14 protein-coding genes and 1 riboswitch are annotated in these 17,168 nt (G+C 38.2%); of the genes, 1 reads left to right on the plus strand and 13 read right to left on the minus strand.

Annotated elements, in window-relative coordinates:
- Window positions 1-2: 2 nt before the first annotated feature.
- Both sdhA and MHB55_RS13245 read right to left on the minus strand, forming a co-directional pair.
- The gene (gene sdhA / locus MHB55_RS13240; protein WP_144535540.1) at window positions 3-1,763 is read right to left on the minus strand and encodes a succinate dehydrogenase flavoprotein subunit; all 1,761 of its coding nucleotides are present in this window, start codon (window positions 1,761-1,763) and stop codon (window positions 3-5) included.
- A 46-nt stretch (window positions 1,764-1,809) separates the two neighbouring features.
- Window positions 1,810-2,421 (minus strand): succinate dehydrogenase cytochrome b558 subunit, encoded by a 612-nt coding sequence (locus MHB55_RS13245; RefSeq protein WP_151113595.1) that lies wholly within the window; start codon window positions 2,419-2,421, stop codon window positions 1,810-1,812.
- Window positions 2,422-2,712: 291 nt separating this feature from the next.
- Here MHB55_RS13245 and MHB55_RS13250 point away from each other — a divergent pair, with 291 nt between their 5' ends.
- Window positions 2,713-3,126 (plus strand): YslB family protein, encoded by a 414-nt coding sequence (locus tag MHB55_RS13250; protein ID WP_151113593.1) that lies wholly within the window; start codon window positions 2,713-2,715, stop codon window positions 3,124-3,126.
- A 61-nt stretch (window positions 3,127-3,187) separates the two neighbouring features.
- On the opposite strand, the gene MHB55_RS13255 is transcribed toward MHB55_RS13250, so the two are convergent.
- The 11 genes from MHB55_RS13255 to polX all read right to left on the minus strand — a co-directional run bounded on the left by MHB55_RS13255 (window position 3,188) and on the right by polX (window position 17,107).
- Entirely contained in the window at window positions 3,188-4,408 is a 1,221-nt protein-coding gene (locus tag MHB55_RS13255) for an aspartate kinase (RefSeq protein WP_154310486.1), read from the minus strand.
- Between the two features lie 104 nt (window positions 4,409-4,512).
- A riboswitch (Lysine riboswitch) is annotated at window positions 4,513-4,688 on the minus strand.
- A 43-nt stretch (window positions 4,689-4,731) separates the two neighbouring features.
- Window positions 4,732-6,522 (minus strand): excinuclease ABC subunit UvrC, encoded by a 1,791-nt coding sequence (gene uvrC, locus MHB55_RS13260; protein ID WP_144535534.1) that lies wholly within the window; start codon window positions 6,520-6,522, stop codon window positions 4,732-4,734.
- 52 nt (window positions 6,523-6,574) lie between these two features.
- Window positions 6,575-6,889, minus strand: coding sequence for a thioredoxin (gene trxA / locus MHB55_RS13265; protein ID WP_144535532.1), 315 nt, complete (start codon window positions 6,887-6,889; stop codon window positions 6,575-6,577).
- Between the two features lie 130 nt (window positions 6,890-7,019).
- Window positions 7,020-7,997 carry an electron transfer flavoprotein subunit alpha/FixB family protein gene (locus MHB55_RS13270; RefSeq protein ID WP_144535531.1) on the minus strand — a complete coding sequence of 326 codons (978 nt, stop codon included), beginning with the start codon at window positions 7,995-7,997 and terminating at the stop codon, window positions 7,020-7,022.
- Between the two features lie 87 nt (window positions 7,998-8,084).
- The gene (locus MHB55_RS13275; protein ID WP_144535529.1) at window positions 8,085-8,858 is read right to left on the minus strand and encodes an electron transfer flavoprotein subunit beta/FixA family protein; all 774 of its coding nucleotides are present in this window, start codon (window positions 8,856-8,858) and stop codon (window positions 8,085-8,087) included.
- A 21-nt stretch (window positions 8,859-8,879) separates the two neighbouring features.
- Window positions 8,880-9,653: an enoyl-CoA hydratase gene (locus MHB55_RS13280; RefSeq protein ID WP_144535527.1), complete on the minus strand. Its 774-nt coding sequence runs from the start codon at window positions 9,651-9,653 to the stop codon at window positions 8,880-8,882.
- A 15-nt stretch (window positions 9,654-9,668) separates the two neighbouring features.
- Window positions 9,669-10,250, minus strand: a complete 582-nt coding sequence (locus MHB55_RS13285) for a TetR/AcrR family transcriptional regulator (protein WP_144535525.1) — start codon at window positions 10,248-10,250, stop codon at window positions 9,669-9,671.
- 88 nt (window positions 10,251-10,338) lie between these two features.
- On the minus strand, window positions 10,339-12,036 hold the full coding sequence (locus tag MHB55_RS13290) for an AMP-binding protein (protein WP_151113591.1): 1,698 nt from the start codon (window positions 12,034-12,036) through the stop codon (window positions 10,339-10,341).
- Window positions 12,037-12,470: 434 nt separating this feature from the next.
- Window positions 12,471-12,881 (minus strand): DUF350 domain-containing protein, encoded by a 411-nt coding sequence (locus MHB55_RS13295; protein WP_144535521.1) that lies wholly within the window; start codon window positions 12,879-12,881, stop codon window positions 12,471-12,473.
- 143 nt (window positions 12,882-13,024) lie between these two features.
- Window positions 13,025-15,388: an endonuclease MutS2 gene (locus MHB55_RS13300; RefSeq protein ID WP_340863419.1), complete on the minus strand. Its 2,364-nt coding sequence runs from the start codon at window positions 15,386-15,388 to the stop codon at window positions 13,025-13,027.
- Between the two features lie 15 nt (window positions 15,389-15,403).
- Window positions 15,404-17,107 (minus strand): DNA polymerase/3'-5' exonuclease PolX, encoded by a 1,704-nt coding sequence (polX, locus tag MHB55_RS13305; RefSeq protein ID WP_144535518.1) that lies wholly within the window; start codon window positions 17,105-17,107, stop codon window positions 15,404-15,406.
- Window positions 17,108-17,168: the final 61 nt, after the last annotated feature.

The following is a 17,168-nucleotide window of genomic DNA, read 5'->3' on the forward strand; positions in this document are numbered from 1 at the left end:
AATTAGTTTGCTCCTTTCGTTGATGAGTAATCACGTTTACGAGGAGCAACAAGTGATACATCAATTTCTTCATAATGAATGATTGGAGCCCCTGTAGCTGGATCAAACTTAGCCATAGTAGTTTTCATGAATTCTTCGTCATTACGTTCTGGGAAATCAGGTTTGTAATGTGCTCCACGGCTTTCATTACGTTGAAGTGCTCCTAACGTGATAACACGTGCTAAGTATAACATATTTTTCAATTGACGCGTAAATGAGGCACCTTGGTTAGACCAACGTTGCGTATCATCCATGTTAATATTTTCGTATCTTTCCATTAACTCTTGGATTTTCTTATCAGTTTCTTCTAGCTTGTCATTATAACGTACTACTGTTACGTTATCGGTCATCCACTCGCCTAGTTCTTTATGAATTAGGTAAGCGTTTTCTGTACCTTTCATAGCTAGTGTTTGATCCCACTTCTCTTGCTCAAGTTTTACTTCATTTTCATAAATTGAAGCATCCAAGTCTTCTGCATGAGTTGCAAGGCCTTTCATGTATTTAACTGCATTAGGGCCAGCTACGCTTCCTCCAAATACAGCAGAAAGTAATGAGTTAGCTCCTAAACGGTTAGCTCCATGTTGAGAATAGTCACATTCACCAGCAGCGAATAGACCAGGAATGTTAGTCATTTGATCGTAATCTACCCATAATCCACCCATTGAATAGTGAACTGCTGGGAAAATTTTCATAGGAACTTTACGAGGATCGTCCCCAGTAAATTTCTCATAGATTTCAATAATTCCACCAAGTTTAACGTCTAATTCATGTGGGTCCTTATGTGAAAGATCTAGATAAACCATGTTTTCACCATTAATACCTAATTTTTGGTTTACACAAACATCAAAGATTTCACGAGTCGCAATATCACGTGGTACTAGGTTACCATATGCAGGATATTTCTCTTCTAGGAAGTACCATGGTTTGCCGTCTTTGTATGTCCAAATACGTCCACCCTCACCACGAGCTGATTCTGACATCAGACGTAGTTTATCATCTCCAGGGATTGCAGTTGGGTGAATTTGAATGAATTCCCCGTTTGCATAGTAAGCTCCTTGTTGATATACGATACTTGCTGCAGAGCCTGTATTAATAATAGAGTTAGTTGTTTTACCGAAGATGATCCCAGGTCCACCTGTTGCCATGATTACTGCATCTCCACGGAAAGCACGGATTTCAGATGAGTTAAGGTTTTGCGCTTTAATACCGCGACAAGTACCTTCATGGTCTTTTATAATACCCAGGAATTCCCAGCCTTCGTACTTCGTTACTAATCCTTCTACTTCATAACGACGAACTTGCTCATCAAGCGCATAAAGTAATTGTTGACCAGTTGTTGCACCAGCAAATGCTGTACGGTGCATTAAAGTTCCTCCAAAACGACGGAAGTCCAATAAGCCCTCTGGAGTACGGTTGAACATAACACCCATACGGTCAAATAAATGGATGATTCCTGGAGCGGCATCAGCCATTGCCTTAACTGGGGGTTGGTTTGCTAAAAAGTCTCCACCATATACAGTGTCATCTAAATGCACTGCAGGTGAATCCCCTTCACCTTTTGTATTTACAGCTCCGTTAATACCGCCTTGAGCACAAACAGAGTGTGAGCGTTTAACAGGAACTAATGAGAATAGATCTACTTGTGTGCCTTCTTCAGCAGCTTTCATTGTTGCCATTAAGCCAGCTAATCCACCGCCGACAACAATAAGTTTACTTTTTGCCATGCTATTTCACTCCTTAAATTTATAGTAGCTTAGGTGTAGAAGGGTCTTATACGAATGCTAAAAGTGCTTGTACACCAACTACAGATAACGCTAAGAAGATTACTAATGTTACATAAGTTGAAATTCTTTGAGATTTTGGTGATTGTGTAATTCCCCAGCTTATAAGGAATGACCAAATACCGTTAGCTAAGTGGAATGTAGCTGAAACTACCCCAACAATATAAAACGCTAACATCCAAGGATTCGATAAGATTTCATTCATCATATTGAAGTTAACTTCTTTTGCACCAATTGCTTTTTGGAAACGTGTTTCAAAAATGTGCCATGCAATAAATACCACTAGGAAAATACCTGTGAATCGTTGTAAAATAAATAACCAGTTTCTTAATGTGCCATATCTATTTGGATTGTACTTAACAGTAAATGCAATATAGATACCATAAAATGCATGGAATAATAAAGGAATATAAATTACGAAAATTTCCAGCAATAGCACAAATGGAAGGCTTTCCATAAAATGAGTAGCTTTGTTAAAAGCCTCTTCTCCTCTTGTAGCAAAATGGTTAACTACTAAATGTTGCGTCAAAAATAATCCAACTGGAATAATCCCTAGTAAAGAATGTAATCGACGCATGTAAAATTCGCGATCTTTCGACAAAACAGTAACCCCCCTCAGATTTCCAATTAGCGATGATTAAATTATTGTAATAGAACAATAAATCATCACATGTTCACACCTTCTTGTTACGAATTTATGACATATCCATTGTACTCTCATCATTTTGGAGCGTCAAGGTATGTTTCTTTATTTTATTCATCTTTCAGACACATTTCCCTATAATGATTAGATTAACTTTTCACAAAGTATTCCATCCCCGAGAAAAATTTTATGTTAAAATAGATTCATAGTTTTTTATTTACATTTTCTTTTAGAAAGAAGGGTTGCTGCTTGAATGAAAAAGAACATTCACATGTAACTTCCTTTGGATACGAAATAATAAGAGATCACGTGCTTGCTTCTATTCTCGGAAAACATGAAAAAGATATTTTATACTGGGCAGGTAAAGACCTCGCTCGTAAATTTCCTCTCTATTCAATGGAAGAAGCCATCTCTTTCTTCCAAGAAGCTGGTTGGGGAAAGCTTGAATTAGAAAAGACTTCAAAGGATTCGGCTCATTACATATTAGAAACCTTTAATTTGCCTCAAAGTGGGATTAGCAGAAGTCATAGACTAGAGGCAGGTTTTCTTGCGGAGCAGCAGCAAAAAATTGGCGGCTATGAGACCGAGTGCTATGATGAGCTTGTCAAAAAAACTGGAATGGTCACTTTTCATATAAAATGGGATTTAAAGAGTTCGCGATAAAACAGCATGTATACAAAAAAGAGGATTGTAGGTAAAACGACAATCCTCTTTAAATATAGAATTATCGGCTGATAGCCAATTCAAATTCATTATGCAGGGCATTAGCAGCTTGGATCATATTACCCTGGGGGACTACTACAGAAACTTTAATCTCTGAGGTGCTTACCATTTTGACAGGTATGTTCTCCTTACTAAGACGGTCAAACATTTGGGCCGCAACACCTGGATTAGATACCATTCCTGATCCTACTATCGATACTTTAGCTAGGCCAACCTCAAAATCAGCAAAAGTAAAACCTAAAGTTTTTTTATTTGTTTCTAAAACCTCAATTGCTTCTGAGAGTGATTCCTTTTTGATAGAGAACGAAACTGTAGGCTTCATTCCCTCAACGATTGATTGAACAATAATGTCTACGTCTATATTATTATTAGCAAGTGTAGTGAAAATGGAAGCTAGCGAACCATTAAAAGGCACTTCATACTCTATAGTCAAACGTACTATATCTGATTCAAACGCTACCCCACGTACTACTAAATTATTTTCCACATCTACTTCCTCCTTTAAAATTGTTCCTTCTGTTTCTTCATAGCTTGATCGTACTCTAAGTGGTATTTTATAGTTTTTAGCAAACTCCACTGCTCGGGGGTGCAACACTCCAGCGCCTAAATTGGCTAACTCTAACATCTCATCATATTCCAACTGCTCTAGTTTTCTAGCATCTAGTACATAACGAGGATCTGAAGTATAGATGCCATCTACGTCTGTGTAAATATCACATATTTCTGCATCTATCGCAGCTGCAACAGCAACGGCAGTAGTATCTGATCCTCCTCTTCCTAAGGTAGTGATTTCCCCCGTCAAAGAAATCCCTTGAAATCCTGCGACAATTACTACTTTGTTTCCTTCAAGATATTCATTTATCTTGTTGCCATCTAGTTGACTGATCTTCGCATTTCTATGTACATCGTCTGTTTGGATGCCTGCTTGCCAACCTGTGAGAGATAGGGCTTCCACGTCAAGTGTGTTCAATTGTATTGCAAGCAAGGACATCGTCACTTGTTCACCTGTTGACAACAACATATCCATCTCTCTTTTTACAGGACTATCGGTGATTTTACTTGCCAACAAATTTAAATCATCAGTTGTTTTGCCCATTGCAGAAACAACTACTACAATATCGTGGCCTTTTTCTTTTTCGTTTTGAATCCTTTTTGCGACATTCGCTATTTTGTCGAGAGTGCCTACAGAAGTTCCGCCAAATTTCATAACAATTTTACTCATTAACCTATCTCCCCTTTTGTCTCTGTCGGGATACAATAAAAAAAGCTTTCCACAAGATTGCGGAAAGCTAACTCTTCTCATACACGGTCAAAAAACAATTGCCCATGTGAGATAGCCCTCCAGAATATATATTCTGACAATCCTGCATCTCTTAAATACAGAACCAACATAGAAAAGGAAAAGCTCTTCTATATTTCGGCGAACAACCCTTTCCTAATCCCTCAATGGATCTTTCATCCTCTTGATTAGTACTATTGCAATTCGCACCTCTATCTTCACTGTTTGAATAGTGAATATTAAATTGTTTTAAAGATAACATAAGATTATTCAGAAGACAATAAATTTTTCTGAAAATGAGCGATTAGATTATCTGCCAATTTACTAGGAAGCCCAGATTCGATTAACTCTTCCCTAGATGCAGCTTGCATTCGTTTGACGGAGCCAAAATGCTTGAGTAGTAGTTTTTTTCGCTTTGGTCCGATTCCTTCTATTCCATCTAATGAAGAAGCAATCGTATGCTTCCCTCTTTGTTGACGATGGAATGTGATAGCAAAACGATGGACCTCATCTTGAATCCTTTGTAATAAATAGAATGCCTCGCTAGTCCGCTTCATAGGTATAATCATTAAGGGATCACCATACAGCAAAGAAGAAGTTTGGTGCTTAGTATCCTTGGCTAGTCCTGCAATAGGTATATCTAAGCCCAATTCATCCTCAATAATTTCGCGAGCAGCCTCGATTTGTCCTTTACCACCATCAATAATGATAAGGTCAGGAAGTGGCAGTCTTTCTTTTAGGACTCTTGTGTATCTTCTTCGAACAACCTCGCGCATCGCTCCGTAGTCATCATGCTTGGCTGCTGTTCTAGTTTTATATTTACGATAATCTTTTTTATATGCTCTGCCATCAACAAAAACTACCATGGCTGAAACTGCATCTGTCCCATGGATATGTGAATTATCAAATGCTTCGATTCTGCTTGGCATGCTAATTCCCATCAACTGACCTAATTCCTCTACAGCCCCAATTGTCCGCTCCTCTTGACGTTCGATTAAGTGAAATTTTTCTTTCAGTGCAATTGAAGCATTTTTTTGAGCCAGATCTACTAAGTTCTTTTTTGCTCCCTTTTGTGGAATAATGACCTTCATTTGCAGCAGCTCAGACGCCAAATCCAAATCGGTAGTATTTGGGACGAATATTTCCTTTGGCTTGATGTGTTCAGGTTTGGCATAAAACTGGCCTAGAAACGTAAGAAACTCTTCCTCCGGGTCACGATACATCGGGAATAGAGACACATCTCTTTCTATCAGTTTACCTTGACGCACAAAAAAGACTTGGACGCACATCCACCCTTTGTCTACTGAATATCCAAAAATATCACGGTTCGTGAAATCATTCATCGTCATTTTTTGTTTTTCCATAACTTGATCAATGTGGGCAATTTGATCGCGGTATTCTTTAGCTCGTTCAAACTCAAGCTGTTCCGCTGCAGCGTTCATTTTTTCAGTCAGTTCTTTCTTGACCTTACCATGTCCGCCATTAAGGAAACTAGAGATTTCGTGAATTATTTCTGTGTATGTTGGTTCATCAATTTCCTTTACACATGGAGCTAAGCATTGACCAATATGATAGTAAAGACAAACTTGACTAGGTAGCTTTTGACACTTTCTTAATGGATATAGTCTATCTAGCAGCTTTTTCGTTTCATGGGCAGAATGGGAGTTTGGATAGGGTCCAAAATATTTCCCTTTGTCCTTTTTTACTTGTCTTGTAATAATTAGCTTTGGGTTCTTTTCCCCTGTAATTTTTATATATGGGTACGTCTTATCGTCCTTGAGCATGATATTGTATTTTGGATCATGCTTTTTGATCAAATGGAGCTCCAAAATCAATGCCTCTAGCTCAGACGATGTAACGATATATTCAAAGTCCACTATCTCTTGTACTAATCTTTGAGTTTTTCCATCATGTGAACCGGTAAAATAAGATCTTACACGATTTTTTAATACTTTTGCTTTTCCTACATATATAATAGTGCCTTGCCGATCCTTCATCAAATAACAGCCCGGTTGATCTGGTAGGATTGCACATTTCTGTTGAATTAGTTCGTTCATCTCATCACCTGTTTAAAAAAACCGGGCGCCTTAGAGGACCCGGTTTTTATTATTATGCGTTTTTCTCAACGAATTGAACTAGTGCTTCTTTTGGTTGGAAACCAACAGCTTTGTCTACTGGCTGACCATCTTTAAATAACACTAATGTTGGGATTGACATGATACCGAATTGACTTGCAGTCGCTTGGTTCTCATCTACGTCAACTTTAACGATTTTAACTTTCTCGCTCATTTCAGCATCCATTTCTTCTAGAACTGGAGCAATCATTTTACAAGGTCCGCACCATGTTGCCCAAAAATCTACTAATACTAATCCTTTTTCAACTTCTTGTGAGAAGGTTTGATCTGTTCCATGAACAATTGCCATATATAATTCCTCCTTTATTAACTCTAAATAGATTATAGCAGACAAAAAATGCTTCATCTACAATTTAGCTTACACACGTAAATTTCATTTATTCACACAAAAACTCGGCCCTTAAAGAGCCGAGCATTTTTTATGCATTCACTTTAAGTTTTTTGAATTCTTCTGTTAGCATCGGGATAACTTCAAACAAGTCTCCGACAATACCATAATCAGCGACTTTAAAGATATTAGCTTCTGGATCCTTGTTAATCGCCACAATAATTTTAGAGTTAGACATACCTGCTAAATGCTGAATTGCTCCAGAAATACCAGCCGCGATATAAAGGTCAGGAGTTACAACCTTACCAGTTTGGCCGATTTGTAGTGAATAATCACAGTAGTCAGCATCACAAGCTCCACGAGAAGCTCCAACTGCTCCACCTAACACGTTCGCAAGCTCTTTTAATGGTGCAAATCCTTCCTCACTCTTCACTCCACGTCCACCCGCGATTACAACCTTCGCCTCTGATAAGTCTACGCCTTCAGTAGATTTACGTACTACTTCTTTAATGATTGTGCGTAGGTTTGTGACGTCAACTGATAGAGAAGAAACGTCACAAGATTTGCTATCGTCTTTTACAAGTGGTGCGATGTTGTTTGGACGAATTGTGATGAACTTAATACCTTCTTTAACTTTAACTTTTTCAAAGGCTTTACCAGAATAGATTGGACGAATATATACTGCATCTTCCCCTTCTCCTTCGATAGCTGTTACATCGGAAATTAGACCGATTTGTAATTTACTAGCGATTTTAGGAGATAGATCTTTTCCAAGAGCTGTATGACCAAATACAATTGCTTCTGGGTTTTCTTGATCGATTACAGCCATAAAAGCTTGACCATAGCCATCAGAAGTATATTGTTTCAAGTGTGGATGCTCTACAGTAATCACACGGTCTGCACCGTATTTTCCTAGCTCAGCAGCTAAATCTTGAACTGCATCTCCTAGTAATACTGCTACTACTTCCCCACCGTCAGAAATTTGCTTTGCTGCAGCGATTGATTCATATGATACATTACGAAGTGCACCTTCACGTGCTTCCCCTAAAACTAATACTTTTTTAGACATGATTTGTTCCTCCCATTTAATAAATGATTCGAACCCTCTTTATTTAACAAGATAGTTCATAGATTACTAGAAACTTAACCGTAAAAGTTATACTACTTTCGCTTCTGAATGAAGTAGGCTCACTAACTCTTTTACTTGATCAGCTAGTTCTCCCTCTAAAACTTTTCCAGCTTCCTTTTTAGGAGGTAAGTAAATTTCTATTGTTTCTGTTTTTGCCTCTATGTCATCTTCATCAATATCAAGGTCATCTAATTCTAGTTCTTCTAAAGGTTTTTTCTTAGCCTTCATTATTCCCGGTAAAGAAGGATAGCGTGGCTCGTTTAAACCTTGCTGTGCAGTAACTAAAAGAGGTAAAGATGCTTCTAAAATTTCTGTGTCCCCTTCAACGTCACGTTTGATCGTAGCAGTTGTTCCATCGATTTCTAGGTTAGTAATAGTAGTTACATAGTTTATACCTAATAATTCTGCAACGCGTGGTCCAACTTGACCTGAACCGCCATCGATCGCAACGTTTCCAGCTAAGATTAAATCTACATCCTTGTCTTTTAAGTATTCGGAAATTATATGAGCCGCTGTGAATTGGTCCATTTCTTCAACATCATCTTCTGTATTGATCAGAACTGCTTTGTCAGCACCCATTGCTAAAGCTGTACGTAGTTGCTTTTCAGCATCCTCGCCACCCATTGTAATGACTGTAACTTCACCACCGTGTGCGTCGCGAACTTGGATAGCTTCCTCGATTGCATACTCATCGTATGGGTTGATGATGAACTCAGCACCATCCTCTTGAATTTTTCCACCACTTACAACAATTTTCTCCTCTGTATCGAACGTGCGTTTAACTAGAACATAAATATTCATGTTGAAGTCCTCCCAATATTGTTATTTACCTTTAAAGACAGGCTGTCTTTTTTCAATAAATGCTGAAATACCTTCTTTGGCATCCTCTGAAACAAATACTGTTCCAAAAGCGTTTGCTTCTGCTTTTACCCCTTCATGATAAGATGAAGTCTTCACAAATTGAAGCATTTCCAAAGCAGCCTTCACGGCAACAGGGCTTTTCGTAGCAATTTTGTTTGCTAGCTCCCCTGCTTTTTCAAACAATTCTTCCTCTGGGTAAGCATGATTAGCTAGCCCAAATGCTGCCGCATCCTTTCCACTGATTGGTTCACTTGTTAGTAGCATTTCTGCCGCCTTAGCAAACCCTACATATCGTGGAAGGCGTTGGGTACCAGCGAAGCCAGGTATTAAACCTAACTGTAGCTCTGGCAAACCAAGTTTAGCATTTTCAGCGACCAATCGAATATGACAGCTCATGGCCAACTCAAGTCCCCCACCAAGTGCTGCACCATGAATGGCTGCAATCACCGGTTTTGGAAATGTTTCGACTCTTTCGAATATAGTTTGTCCGCTAGAAGCTAGCTTCGAGAACTCCTCTCCAGAAGTCACAGTGGTAAATTCTTTAATGTCTGCTCCTGCAGAAAAGAATCGACCTTCCCCTTTGAGAAGGATAACACGAACATTTTCATCGTGCTCCACCTCATCTAGCAAGCTATTAACCTCTAAAATAACACCCCTAGCTAATGCATTTGCAGGAGGACGATTCAGTGTAACGGTTGCTACATGATTTTCGACATTCCATGACAAAAACTCCATCTACCCACATCCCTTTTAGGTTGTTATACCTTTTAGTAATAGACGATGTACTTTTTCTGTTAGTCCGACTAAGTCATATTTATACTCATTCATCACCCAGGAAGTAGTCGTCTCATCAATTGTACCAAAAACCATTTGTCTTGCTAAGCGAATATCTACAGAATTTTCGAATTCCTCGTTTTCAATACCTTCTTTTAAGATAGTGTCGAGTAATGTCAAATAATTTTTTAAGATAGCATTTATTCGCAAACGTAACGCTAGGTTAGATTGACGTAGCTCCAATTGAGTTACAGTTGCTAGATGCCTATTACTAGCAAGCACCTTAAAATGATTTTCGATCATTTTATACAACTTATCAGAAGCACTGATATTCTCTTTTAAAATTTCCTTCAAGTTATCCGCAAAAACTTCCATTTTTTCTTCAAAAACCGATATTAAAATATCTTCCTTGTTTTTGAAGTACAAATAGATTGTTCCATCTGCCACACCAGCTTGTTTAGCTATTTTAGAAACCTGAGACTGATGGTATCCATTCTCTGCTATAACAATGATTGCAGCGTCAATAATTTGCTTATACTTAGGTTTGTCTTTCTTCAATGAATTCACCACCAAAAAATAAAAATATGAATGATGATTCATTCATATTTTTATTTTATATTCAATTTTTTATATTGTCAATAAACAATTAACTCTGTACTGCCACCTGCTTCAATTTTTCTCTTTCTTCGTCTATAAGGTTTCTTCTTAATATTTTTCCGATAGCTGTTTTTGGAAGCTCTTTTCTAAATTCATAAATCCTTGGAACTTTAAATGATGCGAGATTTTCGCGACAATGTGTATTAAGCTCTTCCTCAGTTGCAGTCATTCCCTCTTTTACAACTATATAGGCTTTTACAGTCTCGCCACGATATGGATCAGGTACACCCGCAACTACACATTCCTGTACTGCAGGATGTTCGTAAAGAACCTCCTCCACATCACGAGGATAAATATTATAACCACCAGCAATAATAAGATCTTTTTTACGGTCTACAATATAAAAGAAACCGTTTTCATCCATGTACCCTAAATCACCTGTTAGCAACCAACCATCTCTCATCGTCATATCAGTATCCTCTTGACGATTCCAATAGCCTTTCATTACTTGTGGTCCCTTTACAGCGATTTCTCCTATTTCACCATAAGGTAATGGGTCCGTGGATTCTGGTCCAAAAATAGTTGCTTCCGTATCAGGCCAAGGAACACCGATGGAACCTTTTACTCGATCTGCACTATAGATTAAATTAGCATGTGTTACTGGAGAAGTTTCAGTTAAGCCATAGCCTTCTACCAGTCTTCCACCCGTAACTTTTTCAAATTTTTCCTGAACTTCTGCTGGTAGAGGTGCCGAGCCACTTAAACAAGCTACGATAGAGGATAAATCATATTTTTTTACATCTGGATGATTTAAAATCCCTATATACATAGTTGGTGCACCAGGAAACAATGTAGGTTTTTGTTTATCAATTGTTTTTAAAGCAGTTTCTACATCAAACTTAGGTAATAATACCATACGATTTCCTTGCATAACAGAGAAAATCATAACAGTAGTCATTCCATACACGTGAAAGAAAGGTAAAATTCCTAAAATTGACTCTTCACCTTCACGACATTCATGCAGCCAAGCACGGCACATCGAAGCGTTTGCAATCAAATTTTTATGTGTGAGCATAACTCCTTTAGGGAAGCCAGTCGTACCCCCTGTGTATTGTAGAAGAGCTATATCTTCATTAAAATCAAATGGTAAAGAAATCGAATCCATCTTTCCAACCTTCATAATTTCAGTAAATAGATGGTTCATCCCCCGATGCTCTACTTTTACACTAAATCCATATTGCTTCTTCTGAATAAAAGGATAAATGAGGTTTTTAGGAAAAGGTAAGTAATCCTTAATCCCTGTAATAATTAAGTTTTCCAAATTTGTTTCTTTAATAACCTTAGTTATTCGAGGGTAAAGAATGTCCATAGCCAAAATAATTTTAGCTCCTGAATCCTTTAATTGATAAGCTACCTCACGTTCGGTGTATAGAGGATTTGTTTGAACGACAATACCTCCAGCATACAGAATCCCGTAATAACCTATAACCCCTTGTGGACAGTTCGGTAGCATGATTGCTACTCTTTCGCCACTTTGCAGACCTAATGACTGCAAATAATTCGCAAACTTCATTGATGATTCATATAGCTCTTTGTAAGTTACATCTCTCCCCATGAAATGTATAGCTATCTTCGTTGGAAATTTCTTGTACGCTCTCGTAAGATACTCTTGGACGGGAATAGATTCATAGTCAAGTGTGTGTGGAACTTCCGGCGGATAGTGAGAAAGCCATGGTTTTTCAATCATTTGTTTGCCCCCTTTGTACGATTTTAATAGAGTGAATATTCCTATTTTTTATTATAGATAAAAATGAATGACAATTCAATTCATAAAACAAGAAAAATATTAGCGCTTGTGCCTGCCCTGACATGCAAAAGGGAGAAAGCGAGAAAGCGGTTACACAATTATCATAGCTTTTATCCATTTGACCACGCAGGACAAGGCAGTAGCAGTTAGATAAATAATTGGAAAAGAAAGCATTTACTTTCTTTTCCTAAAAAAAGAGACCGCAATAATCCGCTAATTCATTAATTTGAATTACAAACGCATTATTACAGCCTCGTTTAGAGTTTAAATTAGTTCTATGAATTTTTTACTATATATAGTATGCCGATTGCTAGAAAAAATATTCCAACTACAATCAATATTTTCGACAATTTTTCCATCTATATCTCTCCTAATTAAATACTCGCACCAATTACAAATGATAATCCAACGGAAATAATTAACGAGATAAATCCAACAGAGCGATTATCATTTTCTATTTCTTTATCGACGTTAAAACTTGGAGTTAAAAACTCAAAAAGCCAATAAGCTACAATTAGTAATGCAAAGCCATATAATCCCCAGCCAATCATCTCAAAAAGGGAATTATGCTCTTCAATGGAGTATTTAAAAATATTACACACACCAAATATTTTCCCACCAGTAGCTAATGCCACTGCAACATTTCCATTTTTAATTTCCTGCCAGTTTTTATATTTGGTCACTATTTCAAACAAAACCATGGAAACAATTAAACATAAAACAACGACACTAAAATAACCTGCAGATTCTACTAATGGATTTGACCAAAAACTACCTAGCAGCATGATATAGCCCCTCTCAAACTTTTCTTTCTATACGAATGGGTATTTGAAAAGTTTCAACATAATATATATTTATTTGAATAAGTATCGTAAATAAAGAGATGACAGAAGTACACAAAATCTGTATCTCTTTCCTTCCATCCATGTTATTTCAGTTCAACTACAGTTACTCCATGGCCACCTTCGCCCGCTTCACCAAATCGATAACTTTTCACTCGAGAATGATTTTTCAAGTACTGTTGTATCGCCTGTCTTAGGACGCCTGTACCTTTCCCGTGGATAATAGAAACTCGTGGATAATTAGCCAAAATAGCATCATCTATATATTTTTCAGTTCGAAGTATAGCATCCTCGTATCGCTCTCCACGTAGGTCTAGCTCAAGCTTTACATGTGAATCTCTCCCTCTAACAGCATTAACTGATACTGATTGTTTCTGCTTTTCGGGTTTAATATATTCTAAGTCTGCCTCGTCTAACTTCATCTTGAGCATTCCGATCTGAACGGACCATTCAGTTTTCGATACTTTTTCAAGTAAGGTACCTTTTTGGCCAAAGCTTAGTACCTTCACCTCATCGCCCGACTTTAATTCTTTTGCCTGTTCATTCAATTTTTTCTGCTTCTTCAAAACTGGATTGTTCGGAAGGGCTTCATCTAAACGTTTTTTAGCATCTATTAGCTCATGCTCTTTCACAAGCTTATGCGTATTTGACTGCATTTTTCGTAGCTCACTGATGATTTCATCCGCTTCTCTTCTTGCTTCTTCCACAATCTTTCTCGCTTTTTCCTTTGCTTTTTGCTCTAGTTTTTCTTTTTTCTCGTCGTACTCAGCCAACTTTTGCTCGAGGTCGTCTTTTAGGCGCTTAGCTTTTTCTAACTCGACCTCAGTTTCTTCTGCATCTCGCTCTGCTTGCCTACGGCTATCCTCTAATGAGGCTATCATGGAGTTTACCTCTCCTCGATCCGTTCCAGTAAAGGTTTGAGCCTGTGAAATTATATGGTTTGGTAGACCTAAGCGCTCGGAAATTTCAAACGCATTGCTTCGTCCAGGTACACCAATTAAAAGCTTATAGGTCGGGCTTAGTGTTTCAATGTCAAACTCCACACTGGCATTGGCTACACCAGGTCGGTTATAACCATATGCCTTTAGCTCAGGGTAGTGGGTAGTTGCCATGACACGTGCACCCGTTCCGTGGACAGCATCAAGAATAGATATTGCTAGGGCTGCCCCCTCTTGAGGATCCGTTCCTGCTCCAAGCTCGTCAAACAAGATTAACGATTTATCGTTATATTCCTTCAAAATATCCACAATATTAACCATATGAGAGGAGAACGTACTTAAGCTTTGCTCGATAGATTGCTCGTCTCCGATATCTGCAAACACAGATTCAAACAGAGCAACCTCTGACCCGTCCAGCGCTGGAATCGGTATTCCACTTTGAGCCATTAGAGTACAAAGGCCAACTGTTTTCAAAGTAACGGTTTTCCCGCCCGTATTCGGACCTGTTATCACTATCGCTGTAATTTCTCTTCCGAATTCAATCGTATTTGGAACTGCTTGATCTACTGGAATAAGAGGGTGTCTCGCTTTTACTAAGCGTATATAACCATCGTTGTTGATTTGGGGCATAGTACATTTTTCTGCCTGTCCATATTTAGCCTTTGCTAAAATGACATCGATTTCTCCAAGTATGTTAACTAAAAGGAAAATCTCATGCCCTACAACCTCAACCTCACCTGTCAAACGTATAAGAATGCGTTCAATTTCTTCCTGTTCCTTCACCTTTAAAGCTCGAATGTCGTTATTGATCTGGACTACAGCTGAAGGTTCAACGAAAAGAGTTTGACCAGAAGAAGATTGATCGTGAACAATGCCTCCGTAATGGCTGCGATATTCCGATTTAACCGGAATCACATATCGGTCGTTTCTAATCGTTATAATAGAATCAGATAGCATTTTTGCTGCATTAGCGCCACGTGTGTAGCTCTCTAGCTTCTCACGGACACGACTCACCTGAATTCTCAGTTGCTGACGAATGGAACGTAATGTACTACTCGCACTATCTAGTACGCTGCCGTTTTCATCAATGCAGTCGTTTATCTCATGCTCTAAAGCTGTCAAAATTGGTAACGAATCCTTTTTTGAAAGAAAATGAGGAATCTCTACAGATTCTGTTTCTGCCACATTTTCTAAAAAGTTTCGAAGAATTTTACTTGCTCTAATAGTGCTTGCAGTTTCCATAAGTTCCATTGGACTCAGCATCCCACCAATTTGAGCACGTTTCGCATGGGGACGGATATCTACAATCCCTCCCATAGGAACGTTCCCTCTCAAGCGAAGAATTGTGAGACCCTCATCCATTTCCTCTAATAGAATAGATACTTCCTCATAATCTACAGAAGGGACTAATTTTTCAATATGAGATTTTCCAATAGAAGAAGTACAATATTTTCCTACTTCTTCCCTGATTTTATAATATTCTAAAGTTTTCAGTGCTCTTTCAGCTATCACCGAGGCACCTCCTAATTATTTCTTCAAGTATTGTTTAAATTTATCTAATGTCCATGTATTAACGATATTCTCTTTGTGAAGCCATGCTTTTTGTGCATATTTGACGCCTACATCCATATATCTTAGTTGATCTAAATGATGCGCATCCGTGTTAATGGCAATTGGCACACCTTTTTCCTGCGCCATTTTTAAATAGACTGTTTCTAAATCCAAGCGATGCGGATTAGCATTTAGCTCTAATATCTTTCCGAATTCACTTGCCCACTCTATTAAAGTCGGCACATCCGGATCGTAGCCAGTACGGCTACCAATAATTCTCCCCGTAGGATGAGCAATCATATGAACATGTGGATTTTCAATTGCTGTTCTCAGCCTTGCCATAATCTTGTCCTGTGATTGACTAAAGCTTGAATGGATGGAAGCAATAACAAAGTCTAACTGCTCAAGCAATTCATCATCAAAATCTAGAGAGCCATCTGGGAGTATATCCATCTCTGTACCTGCGAAAATTTCTATATCACTATATTTTTCATTCATGACATGTATTGCTTCTATTTGTTGTAACAGTCTCTCCCTAGAAAGGCCGTTTGCTACTTTTAAATAATTTGAGTGGTCAGTAATTACAATATGAGAGTATCCTTTTTCTCTACATGCCTCTACCATTTCTTCAATAGAGTGAGCTCCATCTGACCACGTAGTGTGCATATGAAAATCTCCCTTTATATCCTCTAACGTTACAAGGCTAGGAATCATTTCTAGCTTGTTTAGCTCTGTTCCATCCTCTCGAATTGTAGGCGGGATAAAAGGTAAATCAAAGTATGCATAGAATTCTTTCTCAGATTCAAAGGACTGAACGGAGCCATCTTCCTGCTCTACCCCGTATTCACTTATTTTCAGACCCTTTTCTTTGGCAATTTGTCTCATTTTAATATTGTGGTCCTTAGAACCGGTAAAATGGTGCAATGCGGAAGCGTATTGATGGGGCTCCACCAGCCTAAAATCAACATCTACCTCATTTTCTACATCTAAGGTCACAGATACCTTGGTGTCTCCTGCTGCAATCACTTTTAGTAGGGGGAGCTTCTCTAGCAATTCCTCTCTAACCTTTAGTGGTAAAGTCGTTGCTACGATAAAGTCGATATCCTTACTAGATTCCTTTACTCTTCGATAGGAACCTGCAACAGAATACTTAACAACAGTATCCATGCTTGCTAAAATACCTTCGATAAAAGCAACAATAGGCTCAAGCTGCCAAATAGCGGTTCTCTCAGGTTTTGTTTGAAAGACTTCTAGCTGTGCTAATATTTTTTCTTCTGTTTTAGCTCCAAATCCCGCTAGTCCTTTAACCTTACCTTCCTCACATGCAATCTTTAAGGACTCAATCGAATCTACACCTAATTCTTTATAAAGCTTGGCGATTTTCTTTCCTCCAAGACCTGGAATCTTTAACATAGGTAAAAGTCCGCCTGGCACAGATTCTTGCATTTCCTTAAGTAAAGAGGACTCACCAGTTTCGATTAAATCGTTGATCACTGCCCCTGTTGCTGCTCCAATCCCCTTCAGAGAAGTAATATTGTCCATCTCAGATAAGCTACGTTCGTCTAACTCTAAAACTTGGGCAGCCTTACGAAAAGCAGACACCTTAAAAGGATTTTCTCCTTGGAGTTCCATATATAACGCAATTTTTTCTAACGTTTTAATAATTGTCTTTTTGTCCATGAGTAGACCTCCTCTATTTAAAAAAACTTCCCTCTACTGAGAGAAGTTCTTCTTAGATACT

This window comes from Psychrobacillus sp. FSL K6-1267 (assembly GCF_038003265.1).
GTDB classification, from domain to species: Bacteria; Bacillota; Bacilli; order Bacillales_A; family Planococcaceae; genus Psychrobacillus; species Psychrobacillus faecigallinarum.